The 16190-nt window shown below is 68.6% G+C and carries 14 protein-coding genes; 4 read left to right on the top strand and 10 right to left on the bottom strand.

Annotated elements, in window-relative coordinates; all coding sequences use genetic code 11:
- Positions 1 to 66 precede the first annotated feature (66 nt).
- Positions 67 to 675, bottom strand: coding sequence for a TetR/AcrR family transcriptional regulator (locus tag AC3FKG_RS22620; RefSeq protein ID WP_488744173.1), 609 nt, complete (start codon positions 673 to 675; stop codon positions 67 to 69).
- 296 nt (positions 676 to 971) lie between these two features.
- On the opposite strand from AC3FKG_RS22620, the gene AC3FKG_RS22625 reads away from it, so the two are divergent.
- The 4 genes from AC3FKG_RS22625 (at position 972) to fahA (ending at position 6285) form a co-directional block, all read left to right on the top strand.
- Positions 972 to 1346: a helix-turn-helix domain-containing protein gene (locus tag AC3FKG_RS22625; protein ID WP_211946536.1), complete on the top strand. Its 375-nt coding sequence runs from the start codon at positions 972 to 974 to the stop codon at positions 1344 to 1346.
- Between the two features lie 509 nt (positions 1347 to 1855).
- Complete coding sequence (locus AC3FKG_RS22630; RefSeq protein WP_488744174.1) at positions 1856 to 3559, top strand: FAD-dependent oxidoreductase; 1704 nt, start codon at positions 1856 to 1858, stop codon at positions 3557 to 3559.
- 57 nt (positions 3560 to 3616) lie between these two features.
- On the top strand, positions 3617 to 4936 hold the full coding sequence (hmgA, locus tag AC3FKG_RS22635) for a homogentisate 1,2-dioxygenase (protein ID WP_483711847.1): 1320 nt from the start codon (positions 3617 to 3619) through the stop codon (positions 4934 to 4936).
- An 80-nt stretch (positions 4937 to 5016) separates the two neighbouring features.
- Complete coding sequence (gene fahA, locus AC3FKG_RS22640; protein WP_483711846.1) at positions 5017 to 6285, top strand: fumarylacetoacetase; 1269 nt, start codon at positions 5017 to 5019, stop codon at positions 6283 to 6285.
- Between the two features lie 15 nt (positions 6286 to 6300).
- Here fahA and AC3FKG_RS22645 read toward each other — a convergent pair whose 3' ends face one another.
- The 9 genes from AC3FKG_RS22645 to AC3FKG_RS22685 all read right to left on the bottom strand — a co-directional run bounded on the left by AC3FKG_RS22645 (position 6301) and on the right by AC3FKG_RS22685 (position 16167).
- Positions 6301 to 6696 carry an ApeP family dehydratase gene (locus tag AC3FKG_RS22645; RefSeq protein WP_488744210.1) on the bottom strand — a complete coding sequence of 132 codons (396 nt, stop codon included), beginning with the start codon at positions 6694 to 6696 and terminating at the stop codon, positions 6301 to 6303.
- 67 nt (positions 6697 to 6763) lie between these two features.
- Positions 6764 to 7591 carry a beta-ketoacyl synthase chain length factor gene (locus AC3FKG_RS22650; protein WP_483711845.1) on the bottom strand — a complete coding sequence of 276 codons (828 nt, stop codon included), beginning with the start codon at positions 7589 to 7591 and terminating at the stop codon, positions 6764 to 6766.
- Positions 7588 to 8793 (bottom strand): beta-ketoacyl-[acyl-carrier-protein] synthase family protein, encoded by a 1206-nt coding sequence (locus AC3FKG_RS22655; protein ID WP_483711844.1) that lies wholly within the window; start codon positions 8791 to 8793, stop codon positions 7588 to 7590. The genes AC3FKG_RS22650 and AC3FKG_RS22655 overlap by 4 nt, the downstream gene beginning before the upstream one ends.
- Positions 8794 to 8834: 41 nt before the next feature.
- Positions 8835 to 9629, bottom strand: coding sequence for a polysaccharide deacetylase family protein (locus tag AC3FKG_RS22660; protein WP_488744175.1), 795 nt, complete (start codon positions 9627 to 9629; stop codon positions 8835 to 8837).
- Between the two features lie 85 nt (positions 9630 to 9714).
- Positions 9715 to 12147, bottom strand: coding sequence for an MMPL family transporter (locus AC3FKG_RS22665; RefSeq protein WP_483711842.1), 2433 nt, complete (start codon positions 12145 to 12147; stop codon positions 9715 to 9717).
- Complete coding sequence (locus AC3FKG_RS22670; protein WP_488744176.1) at positions 12144 to 12752, bottom strand: LolA-related protein; 609 nt, start codon at positions 12750 to 12752, stop codon at positions 12144 to 12146. Before AC3FKG_RS22670 ends, AC3FKG_RS22665 begins: the two co-directional genes overlap by 4 nt.
- A gap of 4 nt (positions 12753 to 12756) precedes the next feature.
- Positions 12757 to 13728, bottom strand: a complete 972-nt coding sequence (locus AC3FKG_RS22675) for an LpxL/LpxP family acyltransferase (protein ID WP_483711840.1) — start codon at positions 13726 to 13728, stop codon at positions 12757 to 12759.
- Complete coding sequence (locus tag AC3FKG_RS22680) at positions 13722 to 15443, bottom strand: AMP-binding protein (RefSeq protein ID WP_488744177.1); 1722 nt, start codon at positions 15441 to 15443, stop codon at positions 13722 to 13724. The genes AC3FKG_RS22675 and AC3FKG_RS22680 overlap by 7 nt, the downstream gene beginning before the upstream one ends.
- Before the next feature lie 13 nt (positions 15444 to 15456).
- A complete protein-coding gene (locus tag AC3FKG_RS22685) occupies positions 15457 to 16167 on the bottom strand; it encodes a COG4648 family protein (RefSeq protein WP_488744178.1) in 711 nt (236 codons plus the stop codon).
- Positions 16168 to 16190: the final 23 nt, after the last annotated feature.

Genomic DNA, 16190 nt, shown 5'->3' on the forward strand with positions numbered 1-16190 from the left:
AAAGAACGACCAGTCGTGCTTTTTTTGGGAAATCGCGTGCCGTCGTTCGGGATCCTTCGTGGGTAGTCAGTTCGCCGTCGGCGTCCGCGGACGGGCGCGTTCAAGCAGGCCGGCAAATGCGCGGCGCGCCATGGCTTCGGCGTCGGCGCGGCCCAGCAGCTTGGACGATTGCTGGAACGACATGCCGATGCCCACCATGTCGAAGGCGAACTGGCGTGCGTCGACCTCCGGCGCCAGCTGGCCTTCCTCGATGCCGTCCGTCACCACGCGGGCGATGGTGCTGTGCCAGTCCTTCAGCGACTGCACCACCTGGTCGCGGATCGCGCCCGGCTTGTCGCGGTATTCCTGGCCAAGCGCCATGAACAGGCAGCGACCCTGGGTCACCGTGCCGCCCAGCCATTCCAGGTAACCCTCGAAGAGCGCCTCCAGCCGCGGTACGCCGCGCGGCTGGCGCATGGCGGGTCGCGCGACCATCGCGGCGAAACGTTCCGTGGCCAGCTCCAGCACGGCCTGCTGCAGCGCTTCCTTCGACTTGAAGTGCGCGTAGAGCCCGCTCTTGGACATATTCGTGTCCGCCGCCAGGCTCGCCAGCGACAATTGTTCGAATCCGACCCGGGCAGCGGTGTCGAACGCCTGCGCGATGATGGCGTTGCGCGTAAGTTGGCCTTTTTGCATGAAATGCAGAATAGCACGACCGGTCGGTTTGTCAATCAAGTCATTCCTGCTTTAGCGGGAGTCACTCACTTTGTGGTCTCTCGCGTCAACGCAATCGGTACATCGTCGTTAGTCTCAGGGCGGTGCGACGATGCAGTGCAGTATTCGACCCATTGACAGCGAGCGTTTGTGCCGGAAAACCTCGTTGCAAGAAATCTGCACAAAGTGTTTGGGCAGTTACATACGGAATGCTTTGCGTGCTCTATACTCGAATGCACGTCCGCGCACTTTTTTTTCACTGGTGACTGGAGACCGACATGAACAGTACAGCCGTGCCAAGAGGCGCTAGCGAACCGTTCCGGCAACTGCGGGCGTTGCGTCGAGCGCGCAAGCTGAAGCAGGAAGACGTTGCCCGCAAGGCGGGGATTTCGCGAGAAGCTTACCTGCGTGCAGAGTCTGGCCAGGCCGATCCGCGCATGTCGACCTTCCTGGCGGCATGCGAAGCCCTCGGGCTCGAAGTCGTCCTGGCGCCGCAGCATCTTGCTGCCGACGTAAACGCATTCATCGCCAGCCGCAATGGCGGCGTCACGGCAGCCTCGATGGCCGGCCAGCCGGCCGCCGCGAGCGCACCGGCGACCGCGGCCAGCCCGGCTACCGGTGGCTTCGGCTCCGGTACAGGCGAGGGGCACTAGCCGGCCTCCTGATGACCCTGCCCGACCGGCCACGTTCCAGACGTGGCCGGCGGAAGCAGGGAACGCCGGACAGGGGGGCAGCAACCGGCACAGTACGAACTGGACTGTGCCGGTTGCTGTTGTCTGGATTTCGGCGTTTTTTCGTTCTTGAAGACGATCCCCATATCAGGCGGCGGCGGCCTGCTGCTGCCAGTATCGCCTCGCCTTAGGCCGCCATGCGGCTCGCAAATGCCTCCGCCGCGCTGAGCCATGGGTCACTATTCCTGAAGTGACTCGACCCGCGCCTGCGAAGCCGCAGCGCTTGGTGCTCCAATAACCCCCGCATCGCCCTTTTCCCGACTAGAACATCCTTGAGGCCGTCTTATCGGCAACGGTTTGACACGTCCGTTGCTGACGATTACGATATGGTAAATGCATTACGCATTCCGTAATTTTGCCTGAGGAGTCCTGCAAGGACAAAACTCCCAGGACCGCGGCACAGCCGGATACCGGCGTGACCAGGAGACACCGTGGACACCAGCTCCCAGCCCCGTACCTTCGCGTACCAGCCTTGTGCCGAACAGCGCATGCCGCTGGAAGGGCGCGGTTTGCCTGTGTCGCATCCTGTTGCGATCGTGGGTGCGGGTCCGGTCGGGTTGGCCACGGCGATCGATCTCGCGCAGCGGGGCGTGCCGGTGGTCTTGCTGGACGACGACTGCGCGCTGGCCAGCGGTTCACGCGCGATCTGTTTCGCCAAGCGCACGCTCGATATCCTGGATCGCCTCGGTTGTGGCGAAGGCATTGCCGCAAAGGGCGTCAGCTGGCATGTCGGCAAGGTGTTCTTCGACGCGTCGCTGGTGTACCAGTTCGACCTCCAGCCGGAAAGCGGACACCGACGGCCGGCCTTCGTCAATCTGCAGCAGTACTACCTGGAAGGCTTCCTGGTCGACCGCGCCGCGGAACTGCCGGGCATCGACCTGCGCTGGCGGCACCGCGTCTGCGGCGTGGAGCAGGACCAGGATGGCGTCCGGCTGACCGTCGAGACGCCGGATGGCTGCTACCGGTTGCACGCGCGTTACGTGGTGGCCGCCGACGGCGCGCACAGCGCCGTGCGGGCGCTGATGGGACTCGAAAGCAAGGGCCGCGTCTTTCGCGACCGCTTCCTGATTGCCGACGTGAAGATGTCGGCGCCATTCCCCGCCGAACGCTGGTTCTGGTTCGACCCGCCTTTCAACCGCGGCCAGTCGGCGCTGCTTCACCGCCAGCCCGATGACGTCTGGCGTATCGATTTCCAGCTTGGCTGGGACGCGGACCCCGACACGGAGAAGCAGCCGGAGCGCGTCATGCCGCGCATCCGCGCGATGCTGGGCGACGATGTCGACGTCACCCTGGAGTGGGTCAGCGTCTACACCTTCTGCTGCCAGCGCATGGATGCCTTTCGCCATGGCCGCGTGCTGTTTGCCGGCGACGCCGCGCACCGGGTGTCGCCATTCGGCGCGCGCGGCGCCAACAGCGGCGTGCAGGATGCGGAGAACCTGGCGTGGAAGCTGGCGCTGGTCCTGCAAGCTCGTGCCCCGGACGCGCTGCTGGACACCTACGCCAGTGAACGCGAGGCCGCGGCCGACGAGAACATCCGGCATGCAACGCGGTCGACCGATTTCATCACGCCCAAGAGCGCGGTGAGCCGTACGTTCCGCGACGCCGTGCTGCGGCTTGCCCGCCATCATGCGTTCGCGCGGCAACTGGTCAACAGCGGCCGGCTGTCACAGCCAACGGTGCTGGATGGCTCGCCGCTCAATACGCCCGATGCCGACAGCTTTGCCGGCGCCATGGTGCCGGGCACTGCCTGTGCCGATGCGCCAGTCTCCGCCGGCACGCCCGCCCGGGCTGCGTGGCTGCTTGGCGAAATGGGCGCGGGCTTTACGCTGATGGTGTTCGGCAACGGGGAGGGCGTTTCGCTGGAAGCGCTTGCCGCCGCGCCGGTGCCGTTGGCCGTGCTGTGCGTCGTTCCCGCAGGCGAGCACTGCGTGGACCCGACAGGCCTGCATGCCGTGACCGATACCGAAGGCCTGGCCGCGCGTCGCTATGACGCCCACCCGGGCACCTGTTACCTGCTGCGCCCCGACCAGCACGTCTGTGCGCGCTGGCGCCGTTTTTCCGCGGATGCCGTGCTCCGCGCCCTGCAACAGGCGATCGGCATGCCGACCGCCGACCATGACCATGCCACGGCCTAGCACGGCATGCCTCCCGACTCCGCCACGAACCTCCCGACCCCCGACGCTGATCCGACCATGAACCTCACGCACACCCAGCTGGCCGAACACGGCTACATGTCCGGCTTTGCCAACGAATTCGCCACCGAGGCGCTGCCGGGCGCACTGCCCGTGGGCCAGAACTCGCCGCAGCGCGCGCCGTATGGCCTGTATGCCGAGCAGCTGTCCGGCACGGCCTTCACCGCGCCGCGCGCCCATAACCGACGTTCGTGGCTGTATCGCATCCGTCCGGGCGCCGTGCACAAGCCGTTCACGATGGTGGAGCAGTCGCGCTTCCTGAGCCGCTTCGACGAAATCCCGGCGTCGCCGAACCAGATGCGCTGGAGCCCGCCGGCCATGCCGGCCACGCCGACGGATTTCATCGACGGCATCGTCACCATGGCCGGCAACGGCGGCCCGGAAGCCATGACCGGCTGCGGCATCCACCTGTACCTGGCCAACCAGTCGATGCAGGACCGCTTCTTCTACAACGCCGACGGCGAAATGCTCATCGTGCCGCAAGAGGGCCGCGTGCGCTTCGTGACGGAACTGGGCAAGCTCGATGTCGAGCCGCAGGAGATCGTGGTGATCCCGCGCGGCGTGCGCTTTCGCGTGGAACTGCTGGACGGCACGGCCCGCGGCTATATCTGCGAGAACTACGGCGCGCTGTTCAAGCTGCCGGACCTGGGCGTGATCGGCTCCAACGGCCTGGCCAACCCGCGCGACTTCATGACGCCGGTGGCCGCCTACGAGGACCGCGAAGGCGATTTCGAACTGGTCGCCAAGTTCCAGGGCAACCTGTGGCGCGCCGATATCGGCCATTCGCCGCTCGACGTGGTGGCCTGGCATGGCAACTTCGCGCCTTACAAGTACGATCTGCGCCGCTTCAACACCATCGGCTCGATCAGCTTCGATCATCCGGACCCGTCGATCTTCCTGGTGCTGCAGTCGCCGTCGGACACGCCGGGCGTGGACACCATCGACTTCGTCATCTTCGGACCGCGCTGGCTGGCGATGCAGAACTCGTTCCGTCCGCCCTGGTTCCACCGCAATATCGCCAGCGAGTTCATGGGCCTGATCACCGGCGTGTACGACGCCAAGGCCGATGGCTTCGCACCGGGCGGCGCCAGCCTGCACAACTGCATGAGCGGCCACGGCCCCGATGCCGATACGTTCGCCAAGGCGACCTCGGCCGATACGTCCACGCCGCATCACATCACCGACACCATGGCGTTCATGTTCGAGACGCCGGGCGTGATCCGGCCCACGCCTTACGCGGAGCGCTCGGCATCGCTGCAGCAGGACTACTACACCTGCTGGCAAGGGCTGAAGAAGCATTTCAATCCGAACGAGCGCTGAGCAGGCCAGGCGCCACATACCTAAAACGAACAACGGCAGGCGGCAGCGTCCGCTTGCCACAGACATTTCCGGAGTACCTTATGACCGCCCCGACCACCAGCTGGATTGAATCCGCCAACGACGGCAAGACCCATTTCCCCCTGCAGAACCTGCCGTTCGGCATCTTCTCCGTGAAAGGCCAGGCCGCGCGCGTTGGCGTGGCAATCGGCAATGTTGTGCTGGACCTCGCCGCACTCGACGAAGCCGGCCTGCTGCCCGCGGCAGCCAAGGGCAGCTTTGCCGCCGCCAGCCTGAACCGCTTTATCGCGCTGGGCAAGCCGGTGTGGTCGGCAACCCGCCAGCGCCTGACGGCGCTGCTGTCGGACGCCGACGCCGCCCTGCGCGACAACGCCGCGCTGCGCGATCGCGCGCTCGTGCCGATGGACCAGGTCACGCTGCACCTGCCCGTCGAAATCCCGGGCTATACCGATTTCTATTCGTCCAAGGAGCACGCCACCAACGTCGGCCGCATGTTCCGCGACCCGGAAAACGCGCTGCTGCCGAACTGGCTGGAAATCCCCATCGGCTATAACGGCCGCGCCAGCTCCGTGGTGGTGAGCGGTACCGACCTGCGCCGTCCGAACGGCCAGATCAAGCTGCCCAACGAGGCGCGTCCGGTCTTCGGGCCGTGCCGCAAGCTGGACTTCGAACTCGAAGTCGGCTTTATCGTCGGCAAGGAATCCGCGCTGGGCGAGCCGGTCAGCACCGCCGATGCGCCGGACCACATGTTCGGCATGGTGCTGCTCAACGACTGGAGCGCGCGCGACATCCAGCAGTGGGAATACGTGCCGCTCGGACCGTTCAACTCCAAGGGCTTCGGTACCTCGATTTCGCCGTGGGTGGTGACCATGGAAGCGCTGGAGCCGTTCCGCCGCGACAATCCCGCGCAGTCGCCGGAGCCGCTGGCGTACCTGCAGCAGCACAGCAAGAACGCCTACGACATCGCGCTCGAAGTGGCCCTGCGCCCGCAAGGCGCCGCTGCGCCGAGCACGATCTGCCGCACCAACTTCAAGGCGATGTACTGGACCATGGCGCAGCAGCTGGCGCACCACACGGTGTCGGGCTGCAATGTGCGCGTGGGCGACCTGATGGGCTCGGGCACGATCAGCGGCACCACGCCGGATTCCTACGGCAGCCTGCTGGAACTGACGCGCAACGGCGCCGAGCCGCTCAAGCTGGCCGACGGCAGCAGCCGCGCCTTCCTCGAGGACGGCGACGAAATCATCATGAGCGGGTTTGCACAGGGCAACGGCTTTGTCGTGGGCTTCGGCGAAGTCTCCGGCAAGATCCTGCCTGCGCCCAAGGCCTAAGCCGGACCAGGCGGATCAGGCGGTGCCGGGCAGCGCCACGTCGAGAATGACCGCCGCCCGGCCGGAAAGCAATCGCTTGCCGCCACCGCTGACTTCAAACGTGTAAAGCACGTTGGCGCCTTCGCCGCTGACGCGATGCGCTTCGATGGTCAGCGGTCCGTCAATATCGTCGAGCCGTTCGACGTCCAGCACCAGCTTGCGCACGCTGGCCAGGTAGCCCATGCGCGGCCGCCGCGCGCCTTGCTGCAGCACTGCGCCATGCACGGCCATGGCCTGCGCCGCGTATTCCACGCCGCACACCGCGGCCAGCCGGCCATGCGCGCGCAGCGGATTGTCGGCGCTGCGGTGGCTCGTGGCCTCGCAGCGGATGAATTCCGCATTCCAGTCGAGCACGCTGTCGAGCAGGCACATGCTGCCCTGATGAGGGATTCGGGCCGCGATCCAGGCGTGGTCCAGCGGCGTGTGCGGCGCTGGCACGTTATCCGCCAGTCCCAGGCCGCGCCGCTGGTTGCACGGCGACTTGCAGCTGCAGGTCTTCCAGATAATCGATCACGACCGTGCCGGCCGGCTGCATGGCGACAGCGCGCAGCAACGGCAGCGCGCGCGCAGTCGGTATCGAGCGGCGCAGGTTCTCCAGCGCGGCATCGTCCATCTGCGTCACGGGGGCGTGCGCCAATCCCACTTCAATCCGTGCCAGCGATCGTTCCGACGCGCGCGGCGACAACAGCAGCGCCACGCCGAACGGCGCGGCGATGGGCCGCAGCGTGCGCAGCGGTTCCGGGTAATCGGAGTCGTAGGCGATCAGCAGGCACGGCTCCTGGTCGGCGGACACCTGGGCGGCCGCTTCCAGCAGGCCGGCGGCGAAGCTCGCGTCCAGCGCGCTCAGCACATTGGCCGGGCGCATGGCGCGCGTGGCAATCGACCAGTACCCGGCCGCGACGTTGTGGACCGAGTTGTGGAAGCGCGTGGGCGACATCAGCGGCTCGGGCTGCGCCAGGGCTTCGCAGATCGCGTGGAAGTTGTGGCCGTCCGCGCTCGACGACGTGATTACCGTGGGCAGGTCCGAAGCCTCCATGCCGCCAGCGTCCACGGCCTGTTGCCCGATGCCAAGCGCGAGCCTGACGGCGGTGCCGCTGCGGCGCCGCTCGGCCGGCGGCAGGATGGCGGGCGGCGCCAGTTCGGTCGGCGCGGGCTGGTAGGGCTCGCGGCCGGCGAGCACGCCTCCGGCCTGTGCCCAGTTGCCGAGCCCCGGGCCCAGCACGCCGATGCCTTCGATAAAGGCGAGAAGCGGTGCGCCCATGGTCATTGCCCGCCGGTTGCGCGCCCGAGCAGCAGGCTGCAGTTGGAACCGCCAAAACCGAACGCGTTGCTCAGCACATGCCGCAGCGGCTGTTCGCGGCTGGCGAGGCGGTAGTCGAGCGCCAGCGCCGGATCCACCTGCGTGGTGTTGATGCCGCCCGGCAGCAGGCCATGGCGCAGCGCCAGCGCACAGATCACCGCTTCGAGCGCGCCCGCGGCGCCGAGCGTATGTCCGGTGGCGCCTTTGGTGGAGCTGCACGGCGTACCCGGCAATAGCGCGTTGAGCGCGCGCGCCTCGGCGGCGTCATTGGCGCGCGTGGCGGTGCCGTGCAGGTTGACGTAGTCGACCTGTGCCGGCGCGACGCCGGCACTGGCCAGCGCCTGCGCCATGGCCATGCGCGCGCCCAGCCCCTCGGGATGCGGCGCGGACATGTGGTGGGCGTCGCTCGATTCACCGATGCCAAGTAGCAGGACGGCGCCTTCCGGTGCCTGTTCCGATTCCGGCGCGCGCTCGACCAGCACGAACGCTGCGGCTTCTCCGATCGAGATGCCGTTGCGGTCGGCGTCGGACGGCCGGCACGGCTGGTCCGACAGCAGTTCCAGCGAATCGAATCCATACAGCGTGGTGTGGCACAGCGAGTCCACGCCGCCGACCACGGCCGCGTCGATCAGTCCCGCCTCCATCAGGCGGCGTGCCGAGGCAAAGACCTTCGCCCCCGACGAGCATGCCGACGACACGGCGGCGGCCGGCCCTTTCAGCCCGAAATACGCGCGCACGAAGCCGGGCAGCGAATATGGACTGTGGGTGCCTGCATAGCTGAACCCCGGGGGCAGTGCCCCGGTCTGCGGGTCGCGCTGGCGGTAGGCCAGTTCGGTCTGCAGCACGCCGGCTGTACTGGTGCCGAGGAACACCCCGATACGGTCCGCGCCATACCGCGCCACGGCTTCCCTGACACGATCGGCGAAGCCGTCCTGTTCCAGCGCTAGGAACGCGAGGCGATTGTTGCGGCATTCAAAGTCCGCCAGCGCAGGGGGAAGGGTGACAGCCTCCACGCCCGGGACTTCTCCGGTCCAGGTATCGAGGCGGACGTCTGCGAACCGGCAGGGCGCCAGGCCGCCGCGTTGTTCGCGCAGGGCGCTCAGCGTGTCGTCAAGCCCGGTGCCGATGCAACTGGTGGCAGTGAAATGCGAGAGATGGAGCGGCGACACAGGGTGTGGGAAGTGGGATGCGCAGGGGTGAGGCCATTGTATCAAGCCGTGTGCGGGTCCTTTGCCGCCATGCCGGCGGGCAGTGTCACGCATTGCAGCCCGGCGTTGGCAATGGCCGCCAGCAGGCCGGGCAGCACCGTCGTGCAGTGCGGCCTGCCGGCAGTGTCGACGCCACTGTTGCCATCGTGCAGCAGCAGCACGTCGCCGGCGCCCAGGTCGCGCGTGAGCAGCCGGGCGACGCTGGCCGCGCGGTCGCCGTTGCGCGTGTCAAAGCCGCGACGGGTCCACGCGGCAAGCCGCAGGCCTTCGGCGCACAGCAGCGGTTCGAGTAACGGGTTGCGCAGGCCGGCGGGGGCGCGGAAGAAGCGCGGCGCTTGTCCTGTGATATCGGCCAGCAGTTGCTGCGCCTCGCGGATCTCCCGCCGCATGCGCCATGGCCCGAACAGCGCGAAATCGAGCCGGTGATGCATGCTGTGATTTTCCACCGTGTGACCCCTGCGCACGATTTCGCGCACCAGTCCCGGATAGCGTGCCGCGCGTTCGCCGACGCAGAAGAAAGTGGCGTGCGCGCCCTGGACGTCGAGCAGGTCGAGCACGCGTGGCGTCATTTCCGGATGCGGGCCGTCGTCAAAGGTCAGGGCGACGCTGCGGCCTGCCGCGCGCGGCAGGCGCAGCACGTTCGGACCCAGCCAGGTGCTGCGCGGCCACAGTCCCACCGCCGCCAGCGTGGCATGGGTGGTGCCGACACCGGCCGCGGCCCATCCCAGCGTGGAAGGATCGGCCAGCACCGCGGCCGCTGCCCCCACATGCACCACGCCCGCGCCGTACAGCAGCATGCCCGGCCTCCATTGGCGCGTGGGGACTGGCCGCTGATTGTGTGCCGGGACAGGCGGGTGGGTTGCAGGTTTCATCACAAACGTCTTACGGTTGTCCGGCCCTGGCGCGGCGGCGGTTCGCCGGCGCGCGCGCCAGGATGGCCGAGAAGCACAGCGCCAGTACCGCCCCGGGCCCGACGGTCAGCCCGAATGCCTTCAGCAGTGGCAGGTCCGACCAGGCCAGCAACCCGAAGGCCGCCACAGTGGTCAGGTTTGCCAGCAGCAGCGATACCAGTGTATGCGCCGAAATGGCCGTCGTCGGCCCCGTACTGGCCGCGCCATTGAAGAACAGCGCGTAGTTCGATCCCACCGCCACGAGCAGCAGCAGGCCCACCAGGTGCAGCAGGTTGAGCGGCTGTCCCAGCGCGGCCAGCCCGCCCATGACAGCCAGGGCGGCGGCAGCCAGTGGCAGCACGGTCGCCAGCACGCGCCTGGGCGAACGCAGCGCCACCGACAGCAGCACCAGGATGGCGAGCACGCCACCCAGCGACAGGTGCAGCGCTTCGCGCATATAGCCGCCGTAGAGCTGGTCCGATTCGCGCTTGAGGTCGACAAAGAGCGCATGGCTGACGCCGGCGCGGTCCAATGCCGCGCGTATCGGCTGGCTGTCCAGCACGTCGGTGGCTTTGGCCGACGCTGGCGCGCGCAGGGGCAGGGTGGCATTCCACTGGTCGCCGTGCCGCGTGAGCAGGGCATCGATGGCCAGCGCCATCGAAGTGCCTTTCAGGTCTTCGCGCCGCAGCGGCGCAGCCGTGCGGGCCTGGCCGGCCTCGGCCAGGAATGGGGCGAACAGCTCGCGGCGCACCGGTTGCTGCGCGACCGCCGCGTCCAAACGCCGCGCCAGCTCGTCAGGCTGCGGCAGGCTCGCCTGCCGCGCGCGCTGCGTGGCGGCGCTGGGCAGGTAGCGCGCCGGGCTCTCATAGCCGCCGATGACGCCGGAAGCGACCAGCGGGTCCAGTTGCCGCGCCACGCGCTCGGCGCCTTGCAGCACGGACTCCTGGTCCGGGCCGGACAGCACCACCAGGTAGCGCACATCGGGCGCGCCGAGATCGGCGCGCAGCGAGGCGTCGAGCGCCTGTTCCGCCGCCGGCACGGGACTCAGCGCCGACAGTTCGCGCCCCCACAAGGTTTCGTGGCGAGCCCACAGCACGGCACAGGCGGCCATGGCGATCACCGCGACCAGCCAGCGCAGCCGGCGGGCACGGGCCAGCAGCGCGGCCAGGCGCGTGCCGAGCGGCGTGACGTCGCGCAGGTGCAGGGTGGCCGGAACCAGGTGCGGCAGCACGAAGCGCGTGACGAGCGCGGCCGTGGCCAGGCCAGATATCGAGTACAGGCCCAGTTGCGCCAGCCCCGGAAAGCCCGACAGCAGCAGCGAGGCAAAGCCGCACACCGAGGTCAGCACGCCGAGCCGCACGGTCGGCCAGAAGCCGGCAATCCAGGCGCGGTTGTCGCGCTGCCCGCCACGCGTGTACTGCGCCGACTGGACGAACAGGTAGATGGAGTAGTCCACGGCTTCGCCGATCAGCGTGGTGCCGAAGCCGAGCGTCAGCCCGTGCACCATGCCGCCAAAGCCGAGGCTGACCGCCGCCACGCCGGCCAGCGCGCCGGACAGCACCGGAACCAGCCCGAGCACGAGCAGGGGCACCGACCGGTACACCACCAGCAGCAGCGTGACGATGATCGCAACGCCGATGGCAGACAGCCGTTCCACGTCGTGCCGGATCGTGTCGCGCGCCTTGACCGAGAACACGCCGGGCCCCGTCATCACGAGCCGGTACGGCCCCGCATTGGCTGCGTCGGCGAAGGCCTCGCGGATCGCGTCGATGGCCCTGGCCTGGCCATCGGTATCGGAACCCGCGCTGGCCGTCTGCGCGAGCAGCACGGCACGCCGGCCATCGCGCGAGACCCAGGCGCCGCCATGCATCGGCACGCGCTGCTGCGCGTCGAGCTGCGACATCACCGACATCACCTCGCCCGTGGGGTCGCGCGGCAACAGCGATTTGGTGAAGAGCCCGGCAGGAGAGGCCAGCAGGTCGAAGGTGTCCGCGACGGCCGCCGTGAGCCCCTGCTGCGAAAACCGTTCGGGCGTGACCGTCGGGCTCAGCAGGTAGCGGTGGTTGTAGAGATAGCGCTGGTCGGCCGCCTGGTTGACGGGCTCGCCGTTGCTGATGGCGGAGAAGCGCGCATCCTTGCGCAGGTGCGCGGCCATGGCGCGCGAGACGGCCGCGCGCCCGTCGGCATCGCCGCCTTCCACCCCAACCAGGATCAGGCGCGAGACCAGCCCTTCGCGCAACTGGTCGACCAGCAACTGCTGTTCGGCGCTTGGCATGCGCGGCAGGAAAGCCGACAGGTCGGCGGTAAAACTGGTGCGTGTGACGACGGCCGCGCAGCCCAGCAGCCAGGCCAGCCAGAGGACCACGGCCAGGCGCGCGGCCGGCAGGGCGGTTGGACGCGGCCCGCCGCGCGGCGCGGGCATCATGGCCTGGCGGCGGGGCGGATCTTCATGACCGAGTGGTCGCCGTCGGCCTGCCGGATTTCCACGCTGTCCAGCGCGTCATGGGCGCCTTCGATGCGCACCTGCGTGATGATGGCCGCCATGCGCGAATCGGCCGGCGTCAGGGTAAGCGTCCAGCGGCTCGCGCGGCCTTCCACGCCGAGCTTGTAGTAACGCTCAAGCGAGGAACGGTTGCCCGCCAGCGTGCCGCGGATGCTTTCGATAAAGGCGGCGATTTCCGGGTAGTTCTGCAGCGGCATGGTGAAACGCTTGCCGCCGCGCTCCACGGTCATCATGTCGCCATCGAGCACCAGGTTTTCAGGCTTGGGGGCGACTGTGCGCTTCTCCAGGTGGTCCGGCGCGACGAAGACGAGTTCGCCGCTCGATTCCACCGGGCGCTCCAGGATGGCCAGGTACTTCTTCTCGGTGAACTGCACGCGGCCGGACTTGCGCTGCGCGAGCGCGGACATGAGCTGGTCGACGCCCCAGGCTGCCGAGCCGCTGTCAGCGGCGAACGCGGGAATGGTCATGCCGGGCAACAGCGCAACACCCAGCACCAGGGCTGGCAGGATCAGGCGGATTCGGTGCATGGGGTCAGGGCTCGTTGCCGGGGGGCGGCTGCCCGGACAGCGGGGGGCCGGCGTGCCAGAAGTCGTAGAAGTTGAACCAGTTATAGGGCGCGCTGCGGCAGAACTGTTCGAGCAGTGCGACGTAGCGCTGCAGCGCACCTTGTACCTCCGCCTCGCGGCGCCCGCGCGGAACCTGCGAGAAATCGGCCAGCCGCACGAAGTGCACATCATAGCGATTGCCGCCGCGATACAGGCCCGTGATAAAGAACACGGGCCGGCGCAGCATTGCCGCCATGCGCAGCGGCCCGGTCGGGAAACCCGTCGGCGCGCCAAGGAAATCGCACTGCTGGACCGGGTCGGTGGCGCGCTGCGACAGCGTGCGGTCGGCCAGCATGCCGATCATGTAGCCGCGATCGAGGTAGTCGCGCACCTTGAGCATGGCGTCGACCTTGCCGAGCGTGATCATGTCACGCCGCATGGCCGGGTTGATCGACTGCAGCACGTCGTTGAGCTTGTGGGCGTTCTCTTCGTACATGGTGATCGCGACGCGCATGTCCGGATGCTGGCGGCCCATCGCGCGGATCACTTCGAAGCTGCCCAGGTGCGCGCCGAGCAGGAACGCGCCCTGGCCGCGCGCAATGGTCTCTTCGAGCTGCTTCTCGCCGTGCAGGCGGATGTCGAACAGGTCGAAGCGTCCGTTGAGCAGGTAGATGCGGTCGTGGATCGTCGACGCGAACGTGAAGACGTGGCGGAAGCCGTCGATCCAGCCGGCCTCGCGGCCGAGCGCGCGGTCCATGTAGGCGCGCGATGCATGGCGCGCCGCCGGCGAGCACAGCGTGAAATAGGCCGCGATCAGCCGCAGCACCACGCGTCCGGCCGGTCGGCCGAGCGCCAGCGAGATCCAGGTCATGATGCGCAACAGCGTGACGTTGCTGCGCTCTTCGCGGCTGGACCAGTTGGCGTCCAGCGGCTGTGCCTTGCGCAGCCAGGTCAGCATGGCGATGCCTCCTGTCGGCCCTGGGCGGCCCGCATGGTCAGCGTGCCGCTGGCCACATCGCGCCCGCTCGCGCTCAACGTAAAGCGGAGGGAGGCCGGGCTGGCACCGGACGCTTCGGCTTGCCACTGGTGATCGACCTCGACGCGTTCACCGGGCCGGACCGGGCTGAGGAACTTGACCGTGCCGACCTGGGTGACCGCCACCGGGCGCCCCAGCGCCGCGCCGATCTGCAGGATGGCATGGTCCAGCAGCACGACGCCGGGCACCACTGGGTTGCCCGGGAAGTGGCCGGCCAAGGCCGGATGCCCGGCATCGATCACGAAGCCCGGTGCATGGCGTTGCGCAAGCTGGGCCGCGACCAGCGGCGCCAGCGCTTCGCGCGGCAGCTTGCCCGCGGCGTTGCGCGGCAGCTGGTCAACCAGGCAAAGCGGGCGGGGCAGGAAGGCGGCATCGATGCGCCCGCGCAGCGCTTGCAGGATCTTTGCGGGCGCCACGCCAGGGGCCACGGCCAGCGCCACCAGGCGCACCACGCGGCCGGCGGCCTCGTCTTCGTGGACATCGTCGGGCAGGAAGAAGGTACCGTCCTGCACGCCTTCGATGCTCGCGAGCTGCTGGTTCAGGTAGGCAAGCGAGGTGCGCTTGCCCGCGATCTTGATCATGTCGGCCTTGCGGCCGTGGAGCCGGAAACGCGTGGCGTCGATCGGTTCGACGGCATCGCCGAGCGCGACGGGCTGGTCGATGTGCCCGCCGGAGGCCCACGTCACGGTTTCGAAGCCGGTGTCGGCGCAAGGGTCAAGACGGTTGTCCAGCGTGATGCCCGGCAGCGGCGTCCATGCCTCGGTGTCGGCCGTCGCCCGTGTGGCAAGCGCGCCGGTCTCGGTACTGCCATAGATCTCCAGCACAGGTGCCGCCAGGCCGGTCCGCGCCTGTTGCGCCAGGGGGCGGCCCAGCGGCGCGGTGGCGCAGAGCACCAGGTCGGCCGGCGGCAGATCGCCGGCTGCCTGCAGCAGCGCGCGCAGGTGCACCGGCGAAGTCACCAGCGTGCGTGGCCGCGGTGCGGCATGCAGGGCGGCGCGGATATCGGCCGGATAGAAGGCCGGGGCCGAAGCCAGTGCCGCGCCGCCTTGCAGCGCCAGCATGACGGTTGCTTCCAGGCCGAACATGTGCTGCGGCGGCAGCGTACCGACCAAGGTCCAGGCGCGGCCATCGAGCAGCCCGAGGCGCTGCGCCGTGGCGCGGGCGCCGCGTACCATCGCGCCCCAGGTCTTGGCGTGCGCGACGGGCTGGCCGGTCGAGCCGGACGTGAACACGTAGGCCATCAGGCGATCGGCGGGGATCTCGGGGATGGCCGCTTGCGTAGCAGACGGCGTGCGCTCGTCCGCGGCGGCATAGAAGAAGCGGGGCAGCGCCACGTCGCAATCGGCGTCGTCATGCAAGCAGAAGACATCAGGCGCGAAGGCCGCCAGCTGCCGCACCATGTCCGGCGTCTGCGACGGCGGCAGCAGGCTGACCTTGCCGCACAGCAGCGCGGCGCAGAGGCCGACCGCGAAGCGGTAACGGTCGGCGCATGCATTGAAGACATGATGGCCGGCAGGCAGCCGTGCGGCCAGCGCGTCGACGTCGGCCAGGAACCGGCTGGCCGTGATGGCCTGCCCGCTGGCGAGCGCGACGACGCTGTCGGATGACGGGTGCGAAAGCAGTGGGAACGTGGTCATGGGCAACCCGCGTTCAGTGCGACGCGCCGGCACGGCTGGCGCGCTCGGCCATGACGGCCCGGTAACCGCGCACGGCATCGAGCACGCCGGTATGCTTCGCCGCCGGCAGCAAGGCGCGGCGGCACGCGGCCTCGGCCACGAACATCAGCGCGACCAGCAAGGGCGTGCCGAGGTTGGCGAAGGTCGACCAGGCGGGCATCGGCGCCAGGGCGAACAGGATCAGCGATACGGCCGCCGTCAGCGCGAAAAACAGCGTCCAGGCCTGCGTGACACGGCTCGTGTAATGCCGCATGTCGGGCGACAGCGGCCCATGCACGGCCGCTGCGAACTCGGTGCACAGCGGCGTGCCGCCGCGGCGCAGCGTACGGCCGAACATCGCCGCGAGTGCCAGGTTCGCGCCAAAGTGCTGCAGGAAGTAAGTCCAGCCGAAATGGGCGGCCAATGGCATGCGGCCGACCCACAGGCCGATGCCGCAAGCGGCCAGAAGGATCAGCCAGGGCAGGCGCCGGGCACAGCGCCAGGCGGCGGCCAGGGCAATCAGCCCGAATGGCGCCAGGCCCAGCATCAGCGCCCCGACTTCGGCGCCCGGCGTGTGCGCGGCGTGATGAAGAGCCGACTCATAGGCCAGGAAACCCACGGGCGCGGCAATCCAGCCAACGCGCTGAGTCAGCGGCGTGGCGTCGCAAGACGTTGCAGCGAGGTGGGGAAGGTGGCTCGAAGACATTGACGATTATTGTGGTGCAAAAT

The organism is Cupriavidus sp. 22TCCZM04-2, from assembly GCF_057798895.1.